This window comes from Alloprevotella tannerae ATCC 51259, assembly GCF_000159995.1.
In the GTDB taxonomy this organism is placed as follows: domain Bacteria; phylum Bacteroidota; class Bacteroidia; order Bacteroidales; family Bacteroidaceae; genus Alloprevotella; species Alloprevotella tannerae.
Genome location: NZ_GG700642.1, coordinates 1 through 26,021 on the forward strand (window position 1 = coordinate 1; position 26,021 = coordinate 26,021).

General features: G+C 45.5%; 27 protein-coding genes and 2 pseudogenes. 25 read left to right on the forward strand and 4 right to left on the reverse strand.

Annotated features, from left to right (window positions below; translation table 11 throughout):
• The 3 genes and pseudogenes from GCWU000325_RS00005 to GCWU000325_RS00015 form a co-directional block, all read right to left on the reverse strand.
• Window positions 1-360: pseudogene (locus GCWU000325_RS00005) on the reverse strand (IS982 family transposase); the annotation flags it as partial.
• A 287-nt stretch (window positions 361-647) separates the two neighbouring features.
• Window positions 648-1,241: an RES domain-containing protein gene (locus GCWU000325_RS00010; RefSeq protein ID WP_083787939.1), complete on the reverse strand. Its 594-nt coding sequence runs from the start codon at window positions 1,239-1,241 to the stop codon at window positions 648-650.
• A complete protein-coding gene (locus tag GCWU000325_RS00015; RefSeq protein ID WP_006253773.1) occupies window positions 1,165-1,746 on the reverse strand; it encodes a hypothetical protein in 582 nt (193 codons plus the stop codon). The genes GCWU000325_RS00010 and GCWU000325_RS00015 overlap by 77 nt, the downstream gene beginning before the upstream one ends.
• Window positions 1,747-1,888: 142 nt before the next feature.
• Here GCWU000325_RS00015 and GCWU000325_RS00020 point away from each other — a divergent pair.
• The 5 genes and pseudogenes from GCWU000325_RS00020 to GCWU000325_RS00040 form a co-directional block, all read left to right on the forward strand.
• Window positions 1,889-2,080, forward strand: a pseudogene (locus GCWU000325_RS00020) (hypothetical protein); the annotation flags it as partial.
• A gap of 117 nt (window positions 2,081-2,197) precedes the next feature.
• Complete coding sequence (locus GCWU000325_RS00025) at window positions 2,198-3,190, forward strand: glycosyltransferase family 2 protein (protein ID WP_006253775.1); 993 nt, start codon at window positions 2,198-2,200, stop codon at window positions 3,188-3,190.
• A gap of 11 nt (window positions 3,191-3,201) precedes the next feature.
• Window positions 3,202-3,888 (forward strand): RadC family protein, encoded by a 687-nt coding sequence (gene radC, locus GCWU000325_RS00030; protein WP_006253776.1) that lies wholly within the window; start codon window positions 3,202-3,204, stop codon window positions 3,886-3,888.
• 13 nt (window positions 3,889-3,901) lie between these two features.
• Window positions 3,902-4,222 (forward strand): iron-sulfur cluster assembly protein, encoded by a 321-nt coding sequence (locus GCWU000325_RS00035; RefSeq protein WP_006253777.1) that lies wholly within the window; start codon window positions 3,902-3,904, stop codon window positions 4,220-4,222.
• 106 nt (window positions 4,223-4,328) lie between these two features.
• On the forward strand, window positions 4,329-5,099 hold the full coding sequence (locus GCWU000325_RS00040) for a UDP-2,3-diacylglucosamine diphosphatase (RefSeq protein WP_006253778.1): 771 nt from the start codon (window positions 4,329-4,331) through the stop codon (window positions 5,097-5,099).
• A gap of 719 nt (window positions 5,100-5,818) precedes the next feature.
• On the opposite strand, the gene GCWU000325_RS00050 is transcribed toward GCWU000325_RS00040, so the two are convergent.
• Window positions 5,819-6,403: a LuxR C-terminal-related transcriptional regulator gene (locus GCWU000325_RS00050; RefSeq protein WP_040598676.1), complete on the reverse strand. Its 585-nt coding sequence runs from the start codon at window positions 6,401-6,403 to the stop codon at window positions 5,819-5,821.
• A gap of 535 nt (window positions 6,404-6,938) precedes the next feature.
• Here GCWU000325_RS00050 and GCWU000325_RS00055 point away from each other — a divergent pair.
• From GCWU000325_RS00055 to GCWU000325_RS10840, 20 genes are all read left to right on the forward strand, one after another.
• Complete coding sequence (locus tag GCWU000325_RS00055) at window positions 6,939-7,289, forward strand: NADH-quinone oxidoreductase subunit A (protein WP_006253785.1); 351 nt, start codon at window positions 6,939-6,941, stop codon at window positions 7,287-7,289.
• Window positions 7,280-7,924: an NADH-quinone oxidoreductase subunit B gene (locus GCWU000325_RS00060; RefSeq protein WP_006253786.1), complete on the forward strand. Its 645-nt coding sequence runs from the start codon at window positions 7,280-7,282 to the stop codon at window positions 7,922-7,924. Before GCWU000325_RS00055 ends, GCWU000325_RS00060 begins: the two co-directional genes overlap by 10 nt.
• A 38-nt stretch (window positions 7,925-7,962) precedes the next feature.
• A complete protein-coding gene (locus GCWU000325_RS00065; protein WP_006253787.1) occupies window positions 7,963-9,639 on the forward strand; it encodes an NADH-quinone oxidoreductase subunit D in 1,677 nt (558 codons plus the stop codon).
• A gap of 77 nt (window positions 9,640-9,716) precedes the next feature.
• The gene (nuoH, locus tag GCWU000325_RS00070) at window positions 9,717-10,757 is read left to right on the forward strand and encodes an NADH-quinone oxidoreductase subunit NuoH (protein ID WP_244832879.1); all 1,041 of its coding nucleotides are present in this window, start codon (window positions 9,717-9,719) and stop codon (window positions 10,755-10,757) included.
• Between the two features lie 7 nt (window positions 10,758-10,764).
• The gene (locus GCWU000325_RS00075; RefSeq protein WP_006253789.1) at window positions 10,765-11,349 is read left to right on the forward strand and encodes a NuoI/complex I 23 kDa subunit family protein; all 585 of its coding nucleotides are present in this window, start codon (window positions 10,765-10,767) and stop codon (window positions 11,347-11,349) included.
• 49 nt (window positions 11,350-11,398) lie between these two features.
• A complete protein-coding gene (locus GCWU000325_RS00080; protein WP_377924579.1) occupies window positions 11,399-11,869 on the forward strand; it encodes an NADH-quinone oxidoreductase subunit J family protein in 471 nt (156 codons plus the stop codon).
• A gap of 13 nt (window positions 11,870-11,882) precedes the next feature.
• Window positions 11,883-12,191, forward strand: coding sequence for an NADH-quinone oxidoreductase subunit NuoK (gene nuoK, locus GCWU000325_RS00085; RefSeq protein WP_006253791.1), 309 nt, complete (start codon window positions 11,883-11,885; stop codon window positions 12,189-12,191).
• 59 nt (window positions 12,192-12,250) lie between these two features.
• Complete coding sequence (gene nuoL, locus GCWU000325_RS00090) at window positions 12,251-14,185, forward strand: NADH-quinone oxidoreductase subunit L (RefSeq protein WP_006253792.1); 1,935 nt, start codon at window positions 12,251-12,253, stop codon at window positions 14,183-14,185.
• Window positions 14,186-14,198: 13 nt separating this feature from the next.
• The gene (locus GCWU000325_RS00095) at window positions 14,199-15,695 is read left to right on the forward strand and encodes a complex I subunit 4 family protein (RefSeq protein WP_006253793.1); all 1,497 of its coding nucleotides are present in this window, start codon (window positions 14,199-14,201) and stop codon (window positions 15,693-15,695) included.
• Window positions 15,696-15,713: 18 nt separating this feature from the next.
• Entirely contained in the window at window positions 15,714-17,189 is a 1,476-nt protein-coding gene (locus GCWU000325_RS00100) for an NADH-quinone oxidoreductase subunit N (RefSeq protein ID WP_006253794.1), read from the forward strand.
• 433 nt (window positions 17,190-17,622) lie between these two features.
• A complete protein-coding gene (gene trpS, locus GCWU000325_RS00105; RefSeq protein WP_006253796.1) occupies window positions 17,623-18,714 on the forward strand; it encodes a tryptophan--tRNA ligase in 1,092 nt (363 codons plus the stop codon).
• Between the two features lie 165 nt (window positions 18,715-18,879).
• Entirely contained in the window at window positions 18,880-19,038 is a 159-nt protein-coding gene (rpmH, locus tag GCWU000325_RS00110) for a 50S ribosomal protein L34 (RefSeq protein WP_040598681.1), read from the forward strand.
• Between the two features lie 8 nt (window positions 19,039-19,046).
• Entirely contained in the window at window positions 19,047-19,208 is a 162-nt protein-coding gene (locus GCWU000325_RS11760; protein WP_006253798.1) for a hypothetical protein, read from the forward strand.
• A 51-nt stretch (window positions 19,209-19,259) separates the two neighbouring features.
• Entirely contained in the window at window positions 19,260-19,910 is a 651-nt protein-coding gene (locus tag GCWU000325_RS00115) for a PASTA domain-containing protein (protein ID WP_006253799.1), read from the forward strand.
• A 2-nt stretch (window positions 19,911-19,912) separates the two neighbouring features.
• Window positions 19,913-20,995, forward strand: coding sequence for an RluA family pseudouridine synthase (locus GCWU000325_RS00120; RefSeq protein ID WP_006253800.1), 1,083 nt, complete (start codon window positions 19,913-19,915; stop codon window positions 20,993-20,995).
• Between the two features lie 16 nt (window positions 20,996-21,011).
• Entirely contained in the window at window positions 21,012-22,010 is a 999-nt protein-coding gene (locus GCWU000325_RS00125; protein WP_040599021.1) for a D-alanine--D-alanine ligase, read from the forward strand.
• 35 nt (window positions 22,011-22,045) lie between these two features.
• The gene (locus GCWU000325_RS00130; RefSeq protein ID WP_006253802.1) at window positions 22,046-23,194 is read left to right on the forward strand and encodes a 1-acyl-sn-glycerol-3-phosphate acyltransferase; all 1,149 of its coding nucleotides are present in this window, start codon (window positions 22,046-22,048) and stop codon (window positions 23,192-23,194) included.
• Window positions 23,195-23,205: 11 nt separating this feature from the next.
• Window positions 23,206-23,838, forward strand: coding sequence for a NigD1/NigD2 family lipoprotein (locus GCWU000325_RS00135; protein WP_006253803.1), 633 nt, complete (start codon window positions 23,206-23,208; stop codon window positions 23,836-23,838).
• 32 nt (window positions 23,839-23,870) lie between these two features.
• The gene (locus GCWU000325_RS00140) at window positions 23,871-24,812 is read left to right on the forward strand and encodes a DUF2156 domain-containing protein (protein ID WP_006253804.1); all 942 of its coding nucleotides are present in this window, start codon (window positions 23,871-23,873) and stop codon (window positions 24,810-24,812) included.
• On the forward strand, window positions 24,812-25,861 hold the full coding sequence (locus tag GCWU000325_RS10840; RefSeq protein WP_006253805.1) for a GNAT family N-acetyltransferase: 1,050 nt from the start codon (window positions 24,812-24,814) through the stop codon (window positions 25,859-25,861). Before GCWU000325_RS00140 ends, GCWU000325_RS10840 begins: the two co-directional genes overlap by 1 nt.
• Window positions 25,862-26,021 lie beyond the last annotated feature (160 nt).

Genomic DNA, 26,021 nt, shown 5'->3' on the forward strand with positions numbered 1-26,021 from the left:
GCTGTCAACAAAGCTTATGCCCGTGCATTTGCCCAAGAGGACCTTCTTGATAAATAAGGTTAAGGGTACGGCTACCTCCTTTTCCAATTCTACTAAACGGTTATAAGAAACAACCTTGGGAAACAGATGGCGAAGATGCCTGCATACTTTTTCAAGATAGAAATGTTTAAAGCAGCGATAACCGGAGTCGTGGAAAAGAATCATTATCAGCATGACTTCGGCCTTTGACATCGTGGAACTTCGATGATATTTTCTTTTTCTGGCAGGTTTTAGCGTATATTTTGCTGTCATTGCATCAAAAAACTTGCAGAAGTCGTCTGCCATACAAAATATTTCAGTAACTTTGGCTTCGGTGATCATAGCGATTTTTGTTTGTAATTCTATGTATATCAACACCTTAAAATTACAACAAATTTCGCTAATCACCAAATCTATAGACACTTATAATTCGTCGAACTCACGTTACATTTATATAAAAAACTTTCACCTATCTCTTTCTATCTTAATTAAATTAACGATTTTAGAACCATTGGGATACCTCGGCGATTACGCCCCTCTTCACTCGGAGAGGGGTTAGAGGGTAAGGCTTATTTCTTTATTTTCTTTTACTATCAATACTTTATATATATCCAAAGAAAAGCAAACCTTTATTGTATCAATGTAACATTAATAGAGTGAAATTCGTCTTTCGACGAATCTTCTTCTGAAAGACTTTCACTCGAATGAGAAAAAGTCTTTATACCTGACATTTCAAACATAGGAGATAAGTATTCGCTATCATAGCCTTCTCGACATATTGTATTTCGAGGAAATAGTGCAAAATTGCGTAATGACAGATCATGTAAGTTATCTTTGTGTGGGCTTTTTGTAGACATATACACAATGCCCGCAAACCCCTTATTCGTTGAAGGTTCACCGTTTTCTGGACTACCCTCTTGAGGCATTTCTCTGATAATTTTCGTCATAAGCTGCGGTAGCACATATTCAGGTTTAAAAGGGTCTTGTGGATGTTTTACAGATATTAGACATCCCATTATTAAAGGGTAGAAAACTAAAAAGCTATAATACTCCCAGTCTGCTAGATTCTTATCGATAGGGTAACCTAAATCTAAAAAGCTTAATGCCATTGTAGTTTTAAATTTTGCATAAGAAAAGGACTTGGTATCAGGGCAGTTCATTTCGTAACAAGCAGTTTCTAAACTTCCAGCAAGATAGAAGACAGGATAGCCTAAGAAGCCCATACCTAGTGGAAGCTACTTTGTGACGTAAATGAAATGGGATATGGAATAAGTCACCATCTTGTCCTTTACCCTTGCTTGGCTTAAAATCTAGTCGTATTCTATAAAAGACATTATTCTTCTCAATAATTGTTCTTGGAAGCATCTTCAAATAAAAAAAATCATCACTTACAAAGAAATTATGCAATAATTCATACGCAGCCTCATAGTAATTCATATAGCATGAGCTTAATGCTTCTTGTATTGTACTGTAAATCTTATCAAAATCTTCTTTAAAATTATGCCTTTTCGTTGGCATATATTCCTCATACCCTACTAATGCTTTTTTAAATGCCATGTTCAGAGTCTTTACACTTTCATCACTAAGACTATAGATCTTCTTTTTATACTTCTCGGCTAAATCACTCCAATAATCAAAATAGTCTTTATCTTCATCATAATAATAAAAAGGGTATACCAAATCAGAGTCAGGATTTAGCAATTCTTGGTAGAGTTCTTGATGTGTCATATCTTTAAAACCTTAATTCCGCAGCATAAATTCTTGTAAGAACTCCAAGTGCCTGAGAAACAAAGTTCTCAAGACACTTGGATATGTCAGAAATTTCACCTATCTTGGTGCTGCAAACATAACAAGTAAGCAAAAATCTGACATGACAAAGGTAGCAATTAGAAACGAAAATATCACTTCTTTCGGTGGAATTTATCACATTATGGACGTTTTCTCAAAGTTGGGCTTTGAAAAACTTACCGAATCTGTATTGGGCAAACGTGGAAGTAGCGGCAAAGCATTCTGTTATGGAAGTATTTTTGGCTCTCTCTTCTTCAGTTACCTTTGTGGTGGATAATCAGGACTAAATTATCAATAAACCATACCGGCAGAAATTATCTTATGAAAGGACATTACCCGATTTTACCCGGAAATATTTGGGTTTGTATCTTTTTTGCGTAATTTCGCAGCTATGAAGTATTCCTTTGTTGTCCCTGTATTTAATCGCCCTGATGAGGTACGCGAGTTGCTAGCAAGTCTTTGTGAGCAGAAATATAAAGATTTCGAAGTAATCATAGTTGAAGATGGCTCTCAAGTAAAGTGCAAAGCGGAGGTCGAAACTTTCCGGACGCAACTGGACATACATTATTATTATAAGGACAACTCAGGCCCGGGGCAGACGCGCAACTATGGCGTTGAGCGCGCCCAAGGAACATATATTATCGTCTTAGATTCAGACGTCGTCATCCCGCCCGATTATTTGAATGCCGTAGAAGCGGAACTTGAGGCCGCACCCTGCGATGCTTTCGGCGGTCCGGATCGCGCGCATAGCTCGTTCACCCCTATTCAGAAAGCGATTAACTACGCGATGACTTCATTTTTCACCACCGGCGGCATACGTGGCGGCCGGAAGCAGAAGCTTGACAAGTTTTATCCCAGATCGTTTAATATGGGTGTTCGTCGTAGCGTCTATAACGACTTGCAAGGTTTCAGCAAAATGCGCTTTGGCGAAGACATCGATTTCTCTACCCGCATCTTTGAAGGCGGCTACGCTTGCCGACTTTTCCCTGAGGCTTGGGTATGGCACAAACGCCGCACAGACCTAAAGAAGTTTTTCAAGCAAGTACACAATTTCGGCATCGCGCGCATTAACCTTACGCAGCGACACCCCGGCACATTAAAAATAGTACACCTTCTCCCCGCAGTGTTTACCATCGGCTGCTGCCTCTTGCTGCTAATCGGTTTTTTCTGTCCGTGGGCTTGGGCACTGTTGGCTTTATATGCACTGCTGGTCTTCATAGATGCCGGCATCCGCAACCGCAGTTTGCTCGTCGGACTCTTGGCTGTGCCCGCCGCATTCGTACAGCTCATCGGTTATGGTACGGGTTTCTTGCGCGCATGGTGGCGCCAACGCGTTTTGGGCAAGAGTGAATTTGAGGCCTTCAAGAGAAATTTCTACAAGTAACCGTTTTTCCTATGCCGCTTAAGATCAATCAGTGGTCTAAAGAAGATCGTCCGCGCGAGAAGTTTGAAGAATTAGGGCCCAGGCAATTGAGTTCGGCCGAACTATTGGCCATTTTGATCGGCTCAGGTTGTCCCGGCAAAGATGCAGTCGTATTGATGAAGGAGATCCTCAATGATCACGACAATAGTCTGCGGCGTTTAGGTCGCGTAGATATTCAAAGCCTCTGCCGATATGCCGGTATAGGTCCGGCGAAAGCCATCACGATTTTAGCGGCGTGCGAATTGGGCCGGCGCAGGGCCGAAGAGCCGGCGGAACAGCGCCCACTTATGGACGGCCCGCAAAAGATTTACAGCTTCTTTCGGCAAAGATTGGAGGATACGCCTCACGAAGAATTTCACGCTATGTTTCTCAATCGCCGCCTCCAGTTGGTTTCTGAAGCACTCATCGGTCGCGGCGGACTGACCGAAACTACAGTTGACGTGCGTCTGCTCTTTGGAAAGGCTTTGGAAGCCAAGGCTACGGCGCTTGCCATCTGTCATAATCACCCCTCAGGCAATCCCCGACCGAGCCAGGCCGATGATCGCTTGACGCAGAAGGTGGCGCAAGCCGCCCGACTATTGGATATCAGGCTTGTAGATCACATTATTGTGGCTGACAAGTGCTATTATAGTTATCAAGAAGAAGGAAAACTCGCTTAATTGATTGATCAATATGACACAAGAAGAAAAACTGCAGATAGAACAACGCATTATTGACGTACTTAAAACAGTTTATGACCCGGAAATCCCCGTAAATGTCTACGATTTGGGACTTATTTACCGCATCGACCTCGATGATGAAGCTCATTTAGAAATGGATATGACGCTGACGGCGCCCAACTGTCCGGCAGCAGATTTTATTATGGAAGACGTGCGACAAAGAGTTGAGGCCGTAGAGGGCGTAAAGAGCTTGAAACTGAACGTTGTTTTTGAGCCGGCGTGGGACAAAGAGATGATGAGCGACGAGGCTAAGCTCGATTTGGGCCTGCTTTAGTCTGCCTATCAAGTTCCAACAAGGCCTCAAAACCGATAGTTTGAAGTAAACAATTGGAGTGCAGCCGCAAAGAATTGCACAGAATGATATAAATACACGAAATCGAATGAAACCAGTTTATTTTTTGTCGGACGCCCACTTAGGCAGCCTGGCGATAGCCCACAGACGGACGCATGAGCGCCGCTTGGTCAACTTCTTGGACAATATAAAGGAGAAGGCGGAAGCGGTTTATCTTTTGGGAGACATATTTGATTTCTGGTATGAATATCGTACAGTCGTCCCGAAGGGATACACGCGCCTGCTGGGCAAGATTAGCGAACTGACGGACAAGGGTGTGGAAGTGCACTTCTTTACGGGCAACCACGATTTATGGATAAACGACTACTTTGAGCAAGAATGCGGCATGATTGTCCATCGAGAAATAAGCTTTACCACTGAAATCTACGGCAAGCTCTTCTATCTGGCGCACGGCGATGGCCTCGGAGCGGAGGACAAGAAATATAAAATATTGCGCCGCATCTTTCACAACGCCACGTGCAAGCGGCTTTTCTCGGCCCTGCACCCGAGATGGGGCGTGCAGTTTGGGCTCAACTGGGCCAAGCACAGCCGTCTGAAACACGAGCGTGCAGGCGGCGATCCGCCGTATATGGGCGAGGAGCGCGAAGACTTGATTCGCTTTTCAAAGGGTTATCTATCGACACACGCCGACATCAATTATTTCATCTTCGGTCATCGCCATATCGAACTTGATTTATCACTCTCCCCCACAACCCGCACTTTGATCATCGGCGATTGGATCAGCAGGTTTAGCTATGCCGTCTTTGATGGCGAAACGCTGAAATTGGAGCACTTTATAGAAGGCGAAACGCAGCCTTAAGCGCACTTTCGAACGCTAACAGAGCGGCTATATCTGACGAGATATGGCTGCTTTTCCATATCGGCCCATCCTCTAAAAAGCCAAGCACAATTACCAATAACGACCGAGCAAAAAAGCTCCTAACCGGCAAATTATTTCCCGACCGTTCCCTTATTCCTTTCCGCGTATTCTCACTTTTATCAGCATCCCTCTTAAGTTCGGCCATGCAGTTCGTATAATTATCAAAGAATGAGTGGCGAATATATGCAGAAGACTCACACAGCGCAGACCTTATCCCCCAAGACTCTCCCGGACAGCAAACACCGGTAACTCCCCCACTCAAGCTACCGTCATCAAATCGGAACAGAGCGACACGACAAGCGCCATAGTCCGTTTGCAGCAGGCTATATTCGACGCTAAAGTCCGCTTCGTCCGCGCATCACCTTTCAGTTTTTTATTGTTTGGTGGTAACAAACTATAGTTTGCCGGCAGCAAATAATGGTTTGCCGGAGCCAAACGATGGTTTGGTGCCGCCAAACAATGGCGAGGCGCATCATCATCCATCTATTATGACCCATTTTACATTCAAAAATGCGTCTCTGCATCAACAGAAAAAGGAAAAATACGGGCAACCTCAACGTCAGGTGCAGAAAAATGAGATGTCCGCTCTCCGCGAACAGATCTTAAGAGAAGCGTCAAAAGCAATGATGAAGCAAGAAAGCGGTCGACGAAAACAAGCGTCAGATTTCTTCCACAGCAGCTATGCCGTGAGTGACGGCATAAATGGTGAGCGCAGAAACGGATCGGAAACCGAGCTTAGCCGTCAAGTTCTTACGGTGCGAAATGACGGTTGTCAGACTGACGCCTAAACGATTGGCAATCTCCTTATTGAGTAAGCCGGATACAACAAGGCGCAACACCTCCGTTTCGCGCGGCGTCAGCGGCGAGATTCGCTGCACTTCGCCTTGCGCTTCCAGCACGGGTCGCGGCCGATGTCGATGCCCCGCCTGCGCCATTTGGAGTATGCTGCGCAAAAGTACATCCTCCGGCTGCCGCACATTAAACGTACGGAAGCCCTGCAAAGGCAGGGTCTCTTCGCCGTGCATCAATACGATTGTCTGCTGCTTGCGCTGCAAGAAAAATTGTGCGTGGCTCAATAAAGTTTCCGACGAAATAAAGAAATGAAAGAAGCCGGCAGATTGATCCAAAGCCGAAAAGGAGGGCAAAAGCAGGACGTCGGCTTTAGGCATCATCTTTCGCACAATACTTTCCAATCCTATTGCCTCTAAAGTATTGCCGGTAATTATCGCAATCTGCGGTTTCATAATTGCAAAGTTAGAGATTTGCCTGTAAATCAACGAACAAATGAGCATAAATTTCACCTTTAGGAATGGAGGACCGGCTTCTACCAATCCACGATTGCTACTTACACTTTGCCCAAGCGCCACTTATTGCCTCATTTTTCTTCATAAAATCAGTTTATAAGCCTATATTGTCTTTTTTGCGACGTTAAGTGATGAGAAAAATACGCATTTCGATTGATACTGAGCCAACGAGAAGACATTGTGCGCAAGAAGTAGTCGGCAAGACGCCCCGCAAAAAAGCCGCGTGCAACTAACTTTCTGCTCATATTTCAAGGTATGTAGAGAGTTTTTTTTAATTTTGCAGCCTGAATAGTCAGGCGTTCTCGGCTTATTGTTCGACTTGCGGCCTGCTCGAAAAGTTTTTTTGTCGCAAAGACCGGGAAAGATTGAAAGAGATGCTTGTTTAAGTCACTCAATAATTAACATCCTCTCATCTCCGACCAAAGCCTGCGCGACATCGATAGCATTTATACATTAACAATTTAGATACGAAGCTATGAACTTTACCTTGTTTGTCACCACAGCGTTGACAGGGTTCGCATTTGTAGCCGTGGTCGTGGTCCTGGCCAACTTGATCTCGCCCAGAAGCTTTAATGCGCAGAAAGAACAAGCTTATGAATGTGGCGTTCCCACACGCGGAAAGGCGTGGATGCAGTTTCACGTAGGCTATTACCTGTTTGCCATCCTTTTCTTGATGTTTGATGTGGAGACCATGTTCTTGTTTCCTTGGGCCGTAGTGATGCGTTCGCTGGGGGCTGCGGGTTTATTGAGCGTTGCGTTCTTCCTCTTTGTGTTAATTTTAGGCTTAGCTTATGCTTGGAGGAAGGGGGCTCTTAAATGGCAATGAAACTAAAACGACCGAAAATCAAGAACATCCCTTACGAAGACTTTAAGGATAACGAGACATATGAGAAGTTGGTAGCCGAACTCAATGCTAACGGCGCCAATGTTATCGTTAAGCCTTTGGATGATTTGATCAACTGGGGCCGTAGCAATTCGCTTTGGCCTCTGACTTTTGCCACGAGTTGCTGCGGTATCGAGTTTATGGCTGTCTGTGCAGCTCGCTACGACATTGCACGATTTGGCTTTGAAGTAACACGTAACAGTCCGCGCCAAGCTGACGTCATTTTAGTCAGCGGTACAATCACAAATAAGATGGCTCCCGTCTTAAAGCGCTTGTACGACCAAATGGCCGATCCTAAATACGTGGTAGCCATCGGCGGATGCGCCACGACGGGCGGTCCTTTCGTAAAATCTTATCACGTAGTGAAAGGCGTAGACGAGATTATCCCGGTTAATGTTTACGTTCCCGGATGTCCGCCGCGCCCAGAGGCTTTCCTTTACGGCATGATGCAATTGCAACGTATCGTTAAAGCTGAAAACTTCTTCGGCACGACCAACCGGAAAGAAAAAGATCCGCAAACATCGGCCGAAACGAGAGAACAAATGCGTAAAATCGTGAATGAGGAGGAAGAAGCGTAAGCCTTCGGCTACCTCTAAAACTGTTTTTTAGATAGAAAATGGAAAACGAGCAAACGATAAAGCAAGAGCGCGCAAACACAGCACCGCAAGCAGCAGCAGCTCCGCAACCCGCCCGACCGGCAGCAACGCCGACGGAAACGAAACCGGCGGAGAACGAATTGCAACTGCACTACTTGGCTCCGGAAGATTTGCACGCAGAAATGCAACGACTAAAAGATGAAGAGCATTTTGACTTCCTCGAAACGCTGACCGGTATGGACTGGGGCGAGGATGGGCTCGGCGTCGTATACAATCTTTGGTCGACAACGCAAAACAAGCGCATCAGCTTGAAAACAGCGACAACGGACAGGGAAAATCCTTTCTTGCCGACAGTAAGCGACCTTTGGAACATTGCAAACATATATGAGCGGGAGGTTTTCGACTTCTTCGGCATTAAATTCTTAGGGCATCCTGATATGCGCCGTATCTTCTTGAGAGAAGATTGGAACGGCTACCCGATGCGTAAAGATGATAAGCCCGAGGAGGAGAACCCGCTGCGCATGGATAACGAACCGTTGGCCGACGTGACTACTCAATATGATCGCCCCGATGGTAGCATCACGACAAAAGAGAACACGATCTTCACGGAAGATGACTATGTCGTGAATATTGGTCCTCAACACCCTTCTACCCACGGCGTATTACACTTCCGTGTAGCTTTGGAGGGCGAACGCATACGCAAAATTGACCCAATCTTGGGCTACATCCATCGCGGTATAGAAAAGTTGAACGAAAGTTTGACTTATCCGCAAACTTTAGCACTGACTGAACGCTTAGATTATCTTGGCGCAATGCAAAACCGCCACGCATTGTGTATGTGTATCGAAAAGGCTGCCGGCATTGAAGTGAGCGAACGCGTACAATACATCCGCACGATTATGGATGAATTTCAGCGTATCGATTCGCACATTCTGTTCTTCTCTTGCTTGTGCCAAGATATGGGCGCAACGTCGGCTTTCTTGTATGGATTCCGTGATCGCGAGCAAATTCTCGATATTTTTGAAGAAACTTGTGGCGGCCGCTTGATCTTAAACTATAATACGATTGGCGGAGTGATGGCCGACATCCACCCGAACTTTGTGCGCCGCGTCAAGGAGTTTATCCCGTATATGCGCCACAACCTCCAAGAGTATTACGATATCTTTGTGAACAATGTCATTGCACACAATCGTCTTGAAGGCGTTGGCGTATTAAATAAGGAGCAGGTGATTAGTTTTGGCTGTACCGGTGGTACAGGTCGCGCTGCAGGCTGGAGCAATGACTTACGCAAGCACCAACCTTATGCTGCTTACGACAAAGTTGATTTCCAAGAGATCACTTATACAGAAGGTGATAGTTTTGCACGCTTAATGGTACGTATGAAGGAAATTGAGGAAAGCTTGAAGATCATCGAACAATTGATTGATGGCATTCCTGAAGGACCTTTCCAAACCAAGACGAAGCCTATCATCAAGATTCCTGCAGGCACATATTATTCTGCCGTAGAAGGAAGCCGCGGCGAGTTCGGCGTACTGCTTGAAAGCAAGGGAGATAAATTCCCTTCGCGCCTGCATTATCGCTCAACTGGTTTGCCTTTGGTCGCAGCAATGGACACTATTTGTCGCGACAACTTTATTGCCGACTTGATGGCCATTGGTGGAACTGTAGATTATGTTGTCCCAGATATTGACCGCTAAAAAGTAAAGACTGCTATATGAAATCCTATTTATTTGATTTGAATACTTGGACAGCGGCAATAGATGAGCAGCTGAATATGATCTTGCCGGACTGGGCTGCAACATTGATTGAATCAGTTATTGTAGCTTTGATCATCATTACATTATATGCCGTCTTTGCTATTGCGCTGATTTATATGGAGCGCAAGGTTTGTGGTTTCTTCCAATGTCGTTTGGGACCGAACCGCGTTGGTAAATGGGGCTTGCTCCAGGTTTTTGGTGACGTCTTCAAGATGTTGACAAAGGAAATCATACGAATGCGCAACTCTGATCGACTATTGCATGATTTTGCACCTTTCCTCGTCGTTGTAGCCTCTATGCTTACTTTTGCTTGTTTACCTTGGAATAAAGGTGGACATATCATCGACTTCAACATCGGCATATTCTTCTTTATTGCTGTATCTTCCATCGGCGTGGTTGGCATTCTGTTGGCTGGTTTGAGTAGTAATAATAAATACTCTCTTATCGGCGCAATGCGTAGTGGAGCACAATTGATCAGCTACGAAGTTTCTATAGGCCTTACTATGCTGACTATGGTAGCAATGACGGGCACGATGCAAATCAGTGAGATCGTACAACAGCAATATGACAATGGGTGGAACATCGTACGTGGACATATTCCTGCTTTGTTTGCTTTCATTATCTATATGATTGCCGGTAATGCTGAATGTAACCGCGGACCTTTTGACCTTCCTGAAGGCGAAAGTGAGTTGACTGCAGGTTATCACACAGAATATTCCGGTATGCACTTTGGCTTCTACTATTTGGCTGAATATCTCAACCTTTTCATCACTGCCGGTATTGCAGCAACCCTCTTCCTCGGAGGTTGGGCACCGCTGCACATTCCAGGCTTGGAAGGTTTTAATATCGCGATGGATTATGTTCCCGGTGCCATTTGGTTTGTCGGAAAGACCTTCTTTGTGGTCTTCTTATTAATGTGGGAGCGTTGGACTTTCCCCCGTCTGCGTATTGACCACATCCTATCTTTAGAATGGAAGTATTTGATGCCACTTAGTTTGGTCAACTTACTTTTGATGGCTTTACTTGTAGTCTTCGGATTAGGAATCAACATTAACTGATAAGGAAATGCAAGATAAGAACTATATTCAAGGGCTTCTTTGCGGAGTAAAAACGCTGGCTGTCGGACTACGAACGACTATGCGCGAGCTTTTTACAAAGAAGATAACGCAGCAATATCCCGAAAACAGAAAAGAACTCGTGATGTTCGACCGTTTTCGTGGGAGCCTCGTTATGCCCCATAATGAAAATAATGAACATAAGTGTGTCGGCTGCGGTCTTTGCATGATGGCTTGCCCGAACAATTCGATCAATGTGGTTACGGAAATGGTAGCCACGCCTGATGGCAAAAAGAAGAAACAGCTGCTTCGTCACGAGTACAATTTGGGCTCTTGCATGTTTTGTATGCTTTGCGTCAGGGCGTGCCCTCATGATGCTATCACATTTGATCAATCTTTCGAAAATGCAGTGTTTGACCGCTCAAAACTGATCTTACAATTGAACCAGCCTGGAAGTCGATTGCTAGAAAAGCCAGCACGTTCAGCAGCGCCTAAAGCTGCTACGCCAGCCGATGACGCCACAACGAAGCCTAAAGACAAGCCGATGGCGGAAGCGGAAGCTGAAACAAAAACCGATAACACACCCTCAAAATAAGACGACAATGGATTCACACAATATAATGTTTGTTGTTTTGGCTGTGTTGATGGTCTTTTCAGCATTTGCCACAGTTTTGACGAAGAGTATTATTCGTGCAGCTACGTACTTATTCTTTGTCTTATTGGGAACAGCCGGAATGTATTTCTTAATGGGCTATACATTCTTGGGAGCTGTTCAGGTTATGGTCTATGCCGGTGGTATCGTTGTTCTTTATGTATTTGCCATCCTATTGACAAAAGGAGCAAAGGATAAACTGAGTGACAACACGAAGCAAAAAATCTTTGCCTCTGCTCTACTTTCTCTCGTTGGCTTTGGTGCGTTTATCTACGCATTTATAAAGGCTGGATTTATAAAGGACAAGCTTGCAGCTCCCGATGAGTCTGTTATTTCGATGAAGGAAATCGGAATGAACCTACTTTCAACAGAGGCGAATGGTTACCTCCTTCCCTTTGAGGTTGTTTCTTTACTCCTATTAGCCTGCATCGTAGCCGCACTGTTAATTGCACGCAAACGTTAATATCGATTCTGTTATGATTCAATTAGACTATATACTGATTATTTCGGCGGTAATGATGTTTGCCGGAATCTTTGGGTTCTTGACGCGCCGTAGTACACTTGCCATTCTTCTCTCAGTAGAATTGATGCTCAATGCTACTGATTTGAACTTTGCAGCTTTCAACAGAATGCTTTATCCCAATGGGCACGAAGGCTATTTCTTTGCCTTATTCTCTATTGCAATTTCAGCAGCTGAAAGTGCTATTGCGATCGCTATAATGATTAATATCTATCGCCTTCTAAAGGATATTTCGGTAGGTAAATTAGAAAAAATGAAATGGTAGGACGATCTTAGGACAGGCTACCCTGCTCCTTAAGTCCATAAGATAATAAGATTCTAACAATGGAAAATCAATTCTTATATACCTTGTTAATACCGGCTTTGCCGTTCTTATCTTTCCTCTTACTTGCTTTAGCTGGTAAAAAGATGAGCCATCGTGCCGCAGGTATTATAGGTACGTCTTCACTCGGCGTAGTGATGGCTTTGGCGTATTATACGGCCTACCAATATTTTACTCTGCCTCGCACGGCTGAAGGTATTTATCAAGCATTAGTGCCTTTCAATGTTACTTGGCTTCCATTAGGCACACTGCACTTTGATATGGGAATACTATTAGATCCGATTTCAGTAATGATGCTCATTGTCATTACAACGGTATCTTTTATGGTCCATATCTACTCGTTTGGATATATGCATGGTGAGCGGGGTTTCCAGCGCTATTATGCTTTTCTAAGTCTTTTCACGATGTCTATGCTTGGCTTAGTCATAGCAACCAACATCTTCCAAATGTATTTATTTTGGGAGCTTGTGGGAGTTTCTTCCTACCTCCTAATCGGCTTTTACTACACACAGAAAGCAGCTATTGCAGCATCAAAGAAGGCGTTTATCGTAACGCGTTTCGCCGATCTCTTCTTCTTAATCGGCATCTTGATTTTCGGGTACTATGCAAAGACATTCAATTTCGATTTTACAATCGAAAATAATGTGCGAGAGTTCGCAGGAGCAGCATTTATGTTACCAACAGCATTGATCTTGATGTTCATCGGTGGTGCCGGTAAGAGTGCTATGTTCCCGCTCCACATTTGGTTGCCGGATGCAATGGAAGGCCCGACGCCAGTCAGCGCCTTAATTCACGCGGCGACTATGGTCGTAGCCGGAGTTTACCAAGTGGCTCGTATGTTCCCACTGTGGATCACATATGCTCCGGAAACTTTGCATATCGTAGGTTGGATTGGAGCACTGACAGCCTTTTATGCGGCGGCAGTAGCTTGTGTGCAAAGCGACATTAAGCGTGTACTTGCCTTCTCGACTATCTCCCAGATCGCCTTTATGATGGTTGCTTTGGGCGTATGCTTACCTTGGAACGGAGCAGAATCTGCAGAGGTAAATGGAGAGTTGAGTATTGGCTATATGGCTGCTATGTTCCACCTATTTACACACGCAATGTTTAAGGCCTGCCTATTCTTATGCGCAGGATGCCTTATCCACGCGGTTCATAGCAATGAAATGAGCGCTATGGGCGGTATGCGCAAGTATATGCCAATCACCCATATTACGTTCCTCATTTCTTGCTTGGCCATCTCCGGCATACCTCCATTCTCAGGCTTCTTCTCTAAAGATGAAATCTTAGATGCCGCATTTGTATATAGTCCGGCAATGGGATGGATTATGACCATTATTGCCGCTATGACAGCGTTCTATATGTTCCGTCTTTACTATGGCATCTTCTGGGGAACTGAAAACAAAGAGCATCACGCAGAAATTCACCCTCACGAAGCTCCGTGGACGATGACATTCCCATTGATCTTCTTGGCTGGTGTGACCTGCATTGCCGGATTTATTCCTTTCGGAAAATTCATTTCAGCCGATGGACAATCTTACGACTTCTTATCTCACTTCAATTGGATGTTAGGTTTGAAGAGCGTAATCATTGCCTTGGTTTCCATTGGACTTGCAACTTACATGTACAAGGGAGAAAAGCAACCTGTGGCCAACAAATTGGCGACCCAATTTGCAGGTCTGCACAAATGGGCTTACCACCGCTTCTATTTAGATGAAGTTTACCAGTTCATCACCCATCGTATTATCTTCGCGAAGATTTCTCGCCCCTTGGCGTGGTTCGACCGTACGATCATCGATGGCTTCTTCAACTTCTTAGCTTGGGGTACGCATGAGCTCGGTTTCAACATCCGTGGCCTGCAAAATGGTTCCATCCAACGTTATGCTTTTGTATTCTTCTTGGGCCTTCTTGCTCTTTTGTTAATTTTGATCTTTTAAGCACGAAACGAATATGAACTTTTTATCGTTATTTGTACTGATTCCGCTTTTGATGTTACCAGCGTTATGGTTATCAAAGGGGCAAAAGGCCATTCGTACAGTGATGGTAGTCGGCAGCAGTTTACTGCTCGCTTTAGCCGCTTTGACAACCATCTTGTTTTTAAAAGAACGTGCAGCAGGAGCTGATGCGCAAATGCTCTTCACAGCTTCTGTAGATTGGTTCACATCCCTCCATATTAAATACTCCGTTGGCGTTGACGGCATTTCAGTTGCGATGCTTCTGCTCTCAGCTGTGATTGTTTTCACCGGAGCTTTTGTTTCCTGGGATATGAACAAAGAATATTTCCTCTGGTTTACCCTCTTAAGCATTGGCGTATTTGGATTCTTCATTACGGTCGACATGTTCGCCATGTTTATGTTCTATGAGATTGCATTGATTCCGATGTATCTCCTTATTGGAGTTTGGGGAACAGGTCCGAAAGAATATGCAGCAATGAAGCTAACGCTAATGTTGATGGGCGGTTCTGCCTTCCTGATGTGCGGTATCTTCGGCATTTTCTTCGGAGCAGGCGGAGAGACGATGAACATTACGGAAATCGCGAACCACACCGGCGGCGCCCATGCCATTCCTTTGGCGCAGCAATACGTATGGTTCCCGCTCACCTTCGTTGGTTTCGGTGTCTTAGGCGCACTTTTCCCCTTCCACACTTGGTCTCCTGATGGTCATGCCTCAGCCCCGACGGCTGTTTCTATGCTTCACGCCGGCGTGTTAATGAAGCTGGGAGGCTATGGTTGCTTCCGCATCGCAATGTATCTGATGCCCGAAGCCTCACACGAGTTAGGCTGGATTTTCTTAGTCTTAACCGGCATCTCCGTTGTCTATGGCGCATTCTCAGCTTGCGTACAGACAGATTTGAAATACATCAATGCCTATTCTTCAGTTTCCCACTGCGGCCTCGTACTCTTTGGCCTGCTAATGATGGACCAAGTTGCGGTGACCGGTGCTGTCTTGCAAATGCTCTCCCACGGACTTACCACGGCTCTCTTCTTTGCTTTGATTGGTATGATCTATGGTAGAACGCATACGCGTGATATTCGAGAAATGAATGGGTTGATGCGCATTATGCCATTCTTGGCTGTTTGCTACGTTGTTGCCGGTTTGGCCAACTTAGGTCTACCCGGTTTTAGCGGATTCGTGGCAGAAATGACCATCTTCGTTGGATCTTTCAATAATGCCGACATCTTCCACCGCGTTTTGACCATTGCAGCCTGCACCAGTATTGTGATCACGGCAGTCTACATCTTACGACTTGTCGGCAAGATCCTTTATGGTGTTTGCAAGAATCCGGAACATCTCAAACTGAGTGACGCAAATCCCATCGAGCGCTTTGCCGTCATCTGCCTTATTGCAGCTATTGCAGCGTTAGGTATGGCTCCGGGTTGGGTAAGCGATATGATCAATGGCGGAGTTTCCCCGATTGTAAATCACATTTTGGCCGCAGTAGCCTAAACTTCAAAATAAAAAGAAATGGATTATTCTCAATTTTTGAATATGCCTGAAGAACTCAGCCTTATGGCTGTAATTCTGCTGCTCTTTGTGGCCGATCTCTTTATTTGCAAAGATAAAACGCCGACCGAAGAAGGTATTCTCCACGGCAATAAGATAGGCAATATCGCCATTGTGTTGATGATCTTCCAAGTGGCATCAAACTTCCTGCCCACTTGTATGGGATGTACGCCCGCTACCGAGGCTTTTGGCGGAATGTATGTTCATACGCCGATGATGACCATTATGAAATCCATCTTGAGCATTGGTACATTGATTACCTTCCTTATGGCCAACGGCTATATGCGTCAAACTGCCAACATCGTAAAGCAAGGAGAGTTCTATATCGTAACGCTTTTCACCCTGCTGGGTATGTACTTTATGATCTCTGCCGGCCACTTTATTATGTTCTTCATCGGACTTGAAATGGCCTCTGTCCCCATGGCAGCTTTGATCGCCTATGATAAATATCGCTACGAAAGTGCAGAAGCGGGCGCTAAGTTTATTCTCTTAGCCCTTTTCTCCAGTGCCCTCTTATTATATGGCGTTTCTTTCATCTACGGTGCTACCGGCTCACTCTATTTCTCGGAGATTCACGACCGCTTTGCCGCCGATCATACCCTTTTGAGTACGATTGGCCTGCTGCTGTTCCTATCCGGTATGGGTTTCAAAATCTCTTTAGTACCCTTCCATCTGTGGACGGCCGACACCTATCAAGGCGCGCCCACGGTAGTTACGGGTTACTTGAGCGTTATCTCCAAAGGCTCAGCCGCTTTCGTTTTGTTCACTGTCTTGATTAAGGCATTTGCAGGCGAAGGCTTCTCAGAAGAATGGAACACCGCCCTCTTTTGGATCATCATTGCCTCCATTACGATAGCCAATCTCTTTGCCATCCAGCAGCAAAACCTCAAACGTTTTATGGCCTTCAGCGCTATTTCGCAAGCAGGTTATCTTGTGTTGGGCGTAATGGGTGGAACGGAAGAAGGAATGACCTCTTTGGTCTTCTATCTCCTTGTTTATATGGCGGCCAACTTAGGCGCATTTACCGTTATCAACGTGATTGAGCAGAAGAGCGGCAAGATTCGCATCGACGACTACGATGGTTTGTATGAGACCAACCCGCATTTGAGTTTCATCATGACGCTTTGCCTCTTCTCCTTAGCGGGAATCCCGCCCTTTGCCGGATTCTTCTCTAAGTTCTTCATATTTATGGCGGCCTTCAAGGCGGGCTATCAATGGTTAGTTTTGATCGCATTGGTCAACACCGTACTTTCACTCTACTACTATCTGTTGATTGTTAAGGCCATGTACATTCGTAAGAATGAACATCCCATTGCTTCTTTCCGGAGCGACAACTACTCACGCGCAGCACTCACTATCTGTACGCTGGGTGTCGTCCTCTTGGGCTTAGTTAGCATGATTTACGATTATATCGCTACACTCGGCTACGGTATGTAATACTCTCCGACAAGCCTATCTATAACGATAGCGGCCATAGTCTGAAGCAAGTCCATCAGCTATGGCCGCTATCTTCGTATATAGCCCTTTGTTACAACAAAAGTTAGGTTCAGCTATCACACAGCCCGATAAATAACAAGCGAGCATCTGGCATCAGCAGCAGAAAAAGTCAACGGCTGAGTTTGCGCTCACGATGATAAAGGTTTGTTCTCACGAGCGCAAAGGTCTCCCCTCACGAGCGTAAACCTTTTTTATCGTGATGATAAACTACCCCGCTGCGAAGAATTGTCTACAAATATGCCGTTTTCAGTTGGCGTTTTTAAGCTGTTGAGCAGTGCGAATAAATCCTTGATGACGAAACGCGAGGGGCTTTCTTTTGTTACTAATTACGTTATTGCTAACTTTGCACGACTGTTTAATAGCAACTACGACTATGTCATCAAAAATCATCCTCACCGGCGACCGTCCTACGGGCCGATTGCACATTGGCCATTATGTAGGCTCGCTCCGTCGGCGTGTCGAAATACAAGAATCGGGCGACTACAAACAGATGTTTGTTTTCATTGCCGATGCTCAAGCGCTTACCGACAATGTTGACAATCCGGAGAAAGTGAGACAGAACGTAGTCGAAGTAGCGCTCGACTATCTCTCCATAGGACTTGATCCGTCTAAAGTGACGATGTTCATTCAAAGTCAGATTCCGGAGTTGACCGAACTGACTTTTTATTTCCTCGACCTTGTCAGCGTGGCACGCTTGCAGCGTAACCCCACGGTGAAGACCGAACTGGCTATGCGCGGCTTCGGCTCAAGCATCCCCGTCGGATTCTTTACGTACCCGATCAGCCAAGCAGCCGATATTACGGCTTTTAAGGCTACAACAATACCCGTAGGCGAAGATCAATCGCCGATGATCGAGCAGGCTGTAGAAATCGTGCGCCGTTTTAATCACATTTATGGCGATACGCTGGTCGAGCCTAAGATCTTGCTACCCGACAACGCAGCTTGCTTGCGCCTACCCGGCACTGATGGGAAGGCGAAAATGAGCAAAAGCTTAAACAATTGCATCTACCTCTCTGAGACAGAAAAGGAACTCAAGCAAAAAGTAATGAGTATGTACACAGATCCTTTGCACGTCCACGTCGAAGATCCGGGCCATTTGGAAGGAAATACAGTGTTTACCTATCTCGATGCCTTTTGTCGTCAGGAGCATTTCGCAGAATTTTGGCCCGACTATGGTTGTTTACAAGACGTAAAAGACCACTACCAACGCGGAGGCTTGGGTGATATGAAAGTAAAAAAGTTCTTGCTTAACATATTGAATGCCGAACTGGCTCCAATCCGCGCCCGTCGCAAAGAATACGAGCAAGACATCGCCGGCGTTTACGATATGCTCAAAGCCGGCTGCGAAGCAGCGCGCGCCGTAGCCGCAGAGACGCTGGACGAAGTGCGCCGCGCGATGAAAATAAATTATTTTGATGACGCCGCATTGATAGAAGAGCAGTCAAAACGCTTTGCTGCGCAATAAACTGAGCGACACAGCTACCTCGCAAAGGGACAAAAAGGGCACTAAGTGCAGAAAATTTTAGCTACACGCCTAAATTCCGGCGCTAATGCTTTGCTATGCCGCAGATAATCTCTAATTTTGCGCTTTGAAACGGCAAACGGAAAATAATAAAAACAAACAATAGCAATGAAAAGAACATTTCAACCGCACAACAGAAAGCGGAATAATAAGCACGGTTTCCGCCATAGAATGGAAACAAAGAACGGTCGTCGCGTCTTAGCTGCACGTCGTGCTCGCGGTCGCAAGAAATTGTCCGTTTCTGATGAAGTTCACGGCAAGCGCTAAGATACTACGTGAAGAAGAATAACGAGGAGGAGAGTAATTTCTTTCTCGTTTTTTTTATTTCTACGCGTAAAGTGAATGCGAAATCAACTCGTGAGGCGCTTTCTGCAACAGGCCTGCTGCACAGGTCAGAAAAGAATGATGATGAAGCAGCGATGGATGACACCAAATAAGCCTTTGCAAACTTGGCTTATAGGGCTTGTTTTTGTATTTTTGCCACAAGTATGGAACCGTTTAAGGCACCACAGAAAAATAAGTACGGATTGCTATTAGGCAATTGCTTAGGGATGCTCCTACTGACGTTTTTACTCGTGGGAGGCGCATTTTATGGGTTAAGACTTTATACCCATCACGGGGAAGAAATTAAGATGCCGAATTTGCACGGCAAATCTTTTGAAGTGGCAAAGCAGACTTTAAAGGAGATGGGCTTAACGGCAGAAGTCGTCGACACGGGCTTCGTGCGCACACTTCCACCCAACGTCATATTAAGTCAGTCCATCTTGCCGGGCGCAAGCATTAAGTCGGGGCGCGTTGTAATGTTGACCATTAACGCTGCGCACGCCATCGCCATAGCCTTGCCGGACGTGGTCGACAACTGCTCACGCCGAGAAGCGGAAGCGCGCTTAAAGGCGCTGGGATTCAAACTCACACCGCCAAAACTGATCGTTGGCGATAGAGATTGGGTTTATGGCATCGAGGTAAACGGAAAGAATGCGATTACCGGTCAACGCATCAGTGTCGATATTCCGATCACACTCGTTGTAGGTAACGGTAGCGGAACGGAAGAATACAATGGCAATGATAGTTTAGACTATTTCCTCAACGGACCGCAAGAGGAAACTGACGAGTCTGTGATTGACGAGGGGATAGAATAAGCATGAAGAAGGACGATAAAGACGATTTAATCGAAAAAAACATTGTAGTCGACGACGTAGATGAGGAAGATGGCGGCGGATTGTATGAACATTTTCGCGTCGTAGCCGACAAGGGCCAACAATTGCTTCGTGTAGATAAGTTTCTGATGGCTCATCTGCCCGATACGTCGCGCAATAGAATACAGCAGGCGGCTAAGGCCGGCTTCATCCACATCAATGGGCGGCCGGAAAAGAGCAATTATCGCGTTAAACCTCACGATGTCGTAACGCTTCTACTCGATCGTCCGCGCTATGAGAATCTGATAGAGCCGGAAAACATTCCTCTTGATATTGTTTATGAAGACGAGGCGCTGATTGTTGTAAATAAGTCGGCCGGCTTGGTTGTTCATCCGGGCTTCGGAAACTATACGGGTACGCTGGTCAATGCCTTGGCTTATCATTTGAAGGATGTGGCGGATTATGATCCAAATGATCCCGGAGTGGGGCTGGTACATCGAATCGACAAAGATACGAGCGGCTTACTGGTGATCGCGAAGACGCCGGACGCGAAAAGCAAATTGGGCGTACAATTCTTCAATAAAACAACGCGCCGACGCTATGAGGCGCTGGTGTGGGGCAATGTAAAAACAGATGAAGGCCGCATAGAAGGCAACATAGCGCGCGATCCGCACGACCGATTGCAGATGGCGGTCTTTGCGCCCGACAGCGGCATTGGCAAACCTGCGGTTACACACTATAAAGTATTGAAACGCTTTGGGTATGTCACGCTCATCGAGTGTCAATTGGAAACGGGAAGAACGCACCAAATACGTACACATATGCGCCACATCGGACATCCGTTGTTTAATGACGCGCGCTATGGCGGAGATAAAGTGTTGAGAGGCACTACAAGTGGCGCCTACAATAGTTTTATCCGAAACTGCTTCGAAATATGCCCACGTCAAGCCTTGCACGCCCGCACTTTAGGATTTAAACACCCGACAACGGGCGAGGAGATGGACTTCTCTGTACTCCCTCCGCAAGACTTCAATGGCTTGATTGAGAAATGGGAAACGTACGTTTCCGGACTAAACGTGAAATTATAAAATGATAGAAGACACAATGAAAAAGATGATAGCAATCGTTGCAGGAGGTGATTCTTCTGAACACGATGTTTCGCTGCGCAGTGCGGCAGGGATTTTATCCTTTATGGATTCCCAAAAGTATGATGTCTATATTGTAGAAATCAAAGGCAATAACTGGACGGCTCATTATGGACAAGAGGATTGCCCGATAGACCGCAACGACTTCACCTTTACGGCAACGGATGGTAAACACGCATTTGACTTTGCTTATATTACGATCCACGGAACGCCGGGTGAGAACGGCATCTTGCAGGGCTACTTCGATTTGATCGGAATTCCCTACTCAACGAGTGACGTCTTGGTTGAGGCACTTACATTTAATAAATACGCACTTAATACGTTCTTGCGCTCTGCGGCGGATAAGGCCTTGAATATTGCAGATGCTATCTTAGTACGCAAAGGAGAAACAGAGCCGAATGATGCATACATCGTAGAACGTTTAGGCTTGCCTTGCTTCGTTAAACCAAACGCTGGCGGAAGTAGCTTCGGCGTAACGAAAGTGAAAACGATTGATGCTGTTAGACCGGCAATTGAGAAGGCATTGCTGGAAAGCGATGAAGTAATGATCGAAAAAATGATCGTCGGGACGGAAATTACTTGTGGTGCTTACAAAAAGGGCAACGAGATTATTACATTCCCCATTACGGAAGTTGTAACAGAAGAAGAATTCTTTGATTACGATGCTAAATACAATGGGAAAGTAGATGAGATAACACCCGCTCGCTTGGCTGAGGCAACGGCAGAACGCGTAAGCGCGATGACAAAATCTATCTACGGCTTACTCAATTGTTATGGCATCATACGAATAGACTATATCCTCTCCGGAAAGAAAGGGCAAGAGGAGATCAATCTTTTAGAAATCAACACAACCCCCGGTATGACCACAACAAGCTTCATACCTCAACAGGTGCGTGCCGCTGGTTTGGAGATCGCCGAAGTTCTTTCAGATATCATTGAGGGACGCTTTGACGCTTAAACCAGATTGTTTCCTTTATAAACTATTCCTATCCTATGTTTACTCCTGCCGAATTTGACGCGATACGTGCTTATGAAGATCGCGATTTAGGTGCGACAATTAAGTCCTTATTTGCTGATGAGGCCTTTAGAGGTGTGTTGCAAAGCCTTTTCCCCAATCAGTCTTTACCACTCTTGGAAAAACAATTAAGTAGCTATACAAGCATCTTGGAATTCCAAAAGAAATTTATCCACGGCTTAGTCACGCAACTGATACAAAAGACCGGCAATGGGTTAACTTTAGACATCTCTGCGCTAACAAACAAGGGGTTACCTTATACTTATATCTCCAATCATCGGGATATTATCTTAGATTCTGCTCTGTTGGACATTCTGCTGATTGACGCAGAGTTTCCACAGACTGTAGAAATTGCGATTGGAGATAATCTGCTTGTTTACCCTTGGATTAAACATCTCGTCCGCTTGAATAAGGCTTTTATTGTGCAGCGCTCTTTGAGCTTGCGCGAAATGCTCGCGGCCAGCAAACTTATGAGTCGATATATGCATTTCGTGATTACGCAGAAGAAAAATCCTATCTGGATCGCTCAACGCGAAGGACGGGCTAAGGATGGTAATGACCGCACGCAAGAAGCCGTATTAAAGATGATTGCAATGGGAGGAGAAGGTACGGCAACCGAACGTTTAATGGCTATGCACATCGTTCCTTTGTCCATAAGCTACGAATTTGATCCTTGCGACTTCTTAAAAGCGAAGGAGTTTCAAATGAAGCGGGACAATCCAGCATATAAAAAGACGCGTGCTGATGATCTTATCAATATGCAGACGGGTCTCTTTGGTTACAAAGGTCGTGTGCACTACGCTTGTGCGCCATGCATAGATGATTGGATTGCGACACGGGAAGGCCTTTCGAATGCAGAATTCTTTGCTGCAACGGCTCGACGCTTGGATGAAGAAATCTATCGTAACTATCGCCTTTATCCGAACAATTTCGTGGCACTTGACTTACTTAATAATGGGAAAGATTACATTTCTCATTATTCAGGAGAGGATAAAGCTCAATTTGAGCAATACCTACGACAACAAATCGACAAGATAGATTTGCCTAATAAAGATGAAGCTTTCTTGCGCGAACGTCTTCTGGAAATGTATGCTAATCCGGCCAAGAATCAGTTAGCTGTCTCCTAAATTAACAACAAATGCTGCAGGCTCGTCATACATTATATATAAGTGCGATTGCTACCCTCTCTTGTTTGTATTTTTGTGCAAGTTGTACAAAAGAAGAAGGCTACGCGCCCAATTATCGTATTGATTTAGCCGAAGTCGAAGTAGATCCTACTGGCAAAATAGAAAGTTTTACGACCGATGATCGTACAACGTTCCGACTACCTCATACATACAAAGTCAACTACCGAGACACCCTGTTGCGAGCACGTGTTTTTTTCATCACATTAGCGGAAGAAAAAGCCATGCTAAAGCAAATAGCGCCAATTTTGGCCCCACACCCCATCAAGTTGCAGGCTGAAAAAATCAAGATGGACCCAATCACACTCCAATCTATTTGGAGAGGGGGAGACTATATCAACCTACGATTAAATATTCTTTCCGGCGAGCCACAGGCCGCACATTATTGGGGCTTTGTAGACCAAGGCCTTCGCGAACGAACGCGATACATAACCCTCTATCATTCCCAGAATGGAGATCCGGAATATTATACGCGTGAAGTTTATCTCTCTTGCCCCTTGCGTCAGTGCAATATCCAAAAGGGAGATTCCATCGCCATTAAAATTCAGACTAGACAAGGCTTAATAATAAAGAAGTTTGTTTACTAAACACAAGACACAGAACCATTCAGAGAGACATTATGATCGCTTTTCATCCTATTACAATGGCTGATCGTGAAGCCATACGCGAAATAGTATACCACTCCGAATGTCGTAATTGCGACCTCAATTTTGTCAACCTTATGAGTTGGCGTTTCTATTACGATACAGAAGTAGCTATCCACGAAGGTTGGCTGCTCTTCCGTTTTAAAACCGAAGGTCATAATGCATATTTAGCACCGACAGGCAAGGGAGATTGGGCAAAAGTAATCCGCGATATGATTGCCGATGCCACAGAATTAGGACATCCATTCTTGATGCTGGGCGTAACAGAGTATTCACTCAATTATATGAACGATGCCCTACCCAACTATTTCTTTGCTACAGCCGATCGCAGCTATACTGACTACATCTACAATCGGGAAGCATTAGCGACATTGGCTGGAAAAAAACTCCAACAAAAGCGCAATCACGCCAATAAGTTTCAAAAGCTTTACCCCGATTACGAATTCCTGCCACTCACGCAGGAACTTATTCCCGAATGTCTACGTCTGCGCGAACTTTGGCAAGCGCATAAAGAAGACGAAGATGGTCGCCTAAGCCCTGATGTTGAAAAACAAAGCATTGAATATGCGTTCTCACATTGGGAGGAACTGGGCTGCCAAGGCGGTGTCATTCGTATAAACGGAAAGATCGCGGCCTTCACTTACGGCGGTCCGGTAAATTATGATACCTTCGACGTTTGCGTGGAAAAAGCCAACTATAATTACGAAGGAATTTATGCCGTCATCAATCGCGACTTCGTTCGTAGTCTGCCGGAACAATATATACACATCAATCGAGAGGAAGATTTAGGCATTCCGGGCTTGCGCCGCGCGAAGGAATCCTATAAGCCCGAACTGCTCTTGCATAAATTTACCATTATGCTGAAGCATCCGTTGGGTGAACAAAATAATACGCCGACCACCGAACCGACTGAGTGATGACAACAGAAGAAATGCGTCAGCGCGAATTAGAAGATTCGAGGGCCTTGTGGCAAACTTGCTTTCCTAACGATAGCACTGAATTTCTGGACCTTTATTTTCGAGAGAAATACAACCCCTCGGTCAACCTGATCCATTATGTAAATGAGCGTCCGGCTGCCGTAATGCAACTACTCCCCTATCGTTTGCGTTGCTTTGGTCAAACAGTAAACGTAGGATATGTCTCCGGCTTATGCACCCATCCCGATTTTCGTGGAAGAGGTTTGGCAAAACTACTCTTAGATAAAGCCCACCGACGTCTATACGAGCAGGGAGCCGTCTTTAGTTTGCTAATTCCGGACAGCGATGACCTGCGCCGCTTCTACACGAAGCCTTCTCACGGCGCTTACGCTACGATTTCTTATCGCAAAGAAGAGTCTTGGTTGCCTACGGGCAATGCTTATCCCGCCTACTCCATTTCCCCAATCGCCCCCTACGATGCCGACGTCTTCGTCTTGCACCAACAATTGGATCTGCGCACAGATAACGCGCTGCTATCTTCGTTTTCTGATTGGCAAGTCGCCATTGCCACTTGTCAACTTGAGGGTGGACAGGCTTTAGTGGCGCGGCGTAAGGGCAAGCCTACAGGCATCACACTCGCCGTTAAAGAATCGGACGGACGAGTCGTCTTACGCGACTTCTTGGCTAAACGTCCTGGTGCAAAAGGGGCATTGATTCAGTTTCTTTCAGAGCACTACGATGTGCCGATCATTTATGATCGTGCCCCTTGTCAGCCAACACAACCAGAGGCTCAGCCCTATTTGATGATGCGCATCGTAAACATGCAGAAGTTTGTCCAACTTTTCTACCAGCCCACGTTGTTTTCTTCTTTTGAAGCACAGATCAAAGACGATCTAAGCATCCCTGAAAACAACGGCACGTGGATATACACAAACAACCAAGTTCTCCATAGTCCGACGATGACTGCCAACGCACTATCTCCGGCCAATTTTTTAACCAATTACTGGCCTAACCTCAAGATCTCAGTCCGCAACCTCCTTGACGAATAAAGATGAATTCCCGAAAAAGCATATATTTTTCAGGATTTCGTTTATCTGATTGGCGCACAAGGCGGGAACCGCTATAAACAGCAATCGAAAAGCGATGCTTACATTGCGTTTGGCAAAGACGTCAAGCAAGAAGCGACACGCCAAAGCTCGCGCTGAGAAC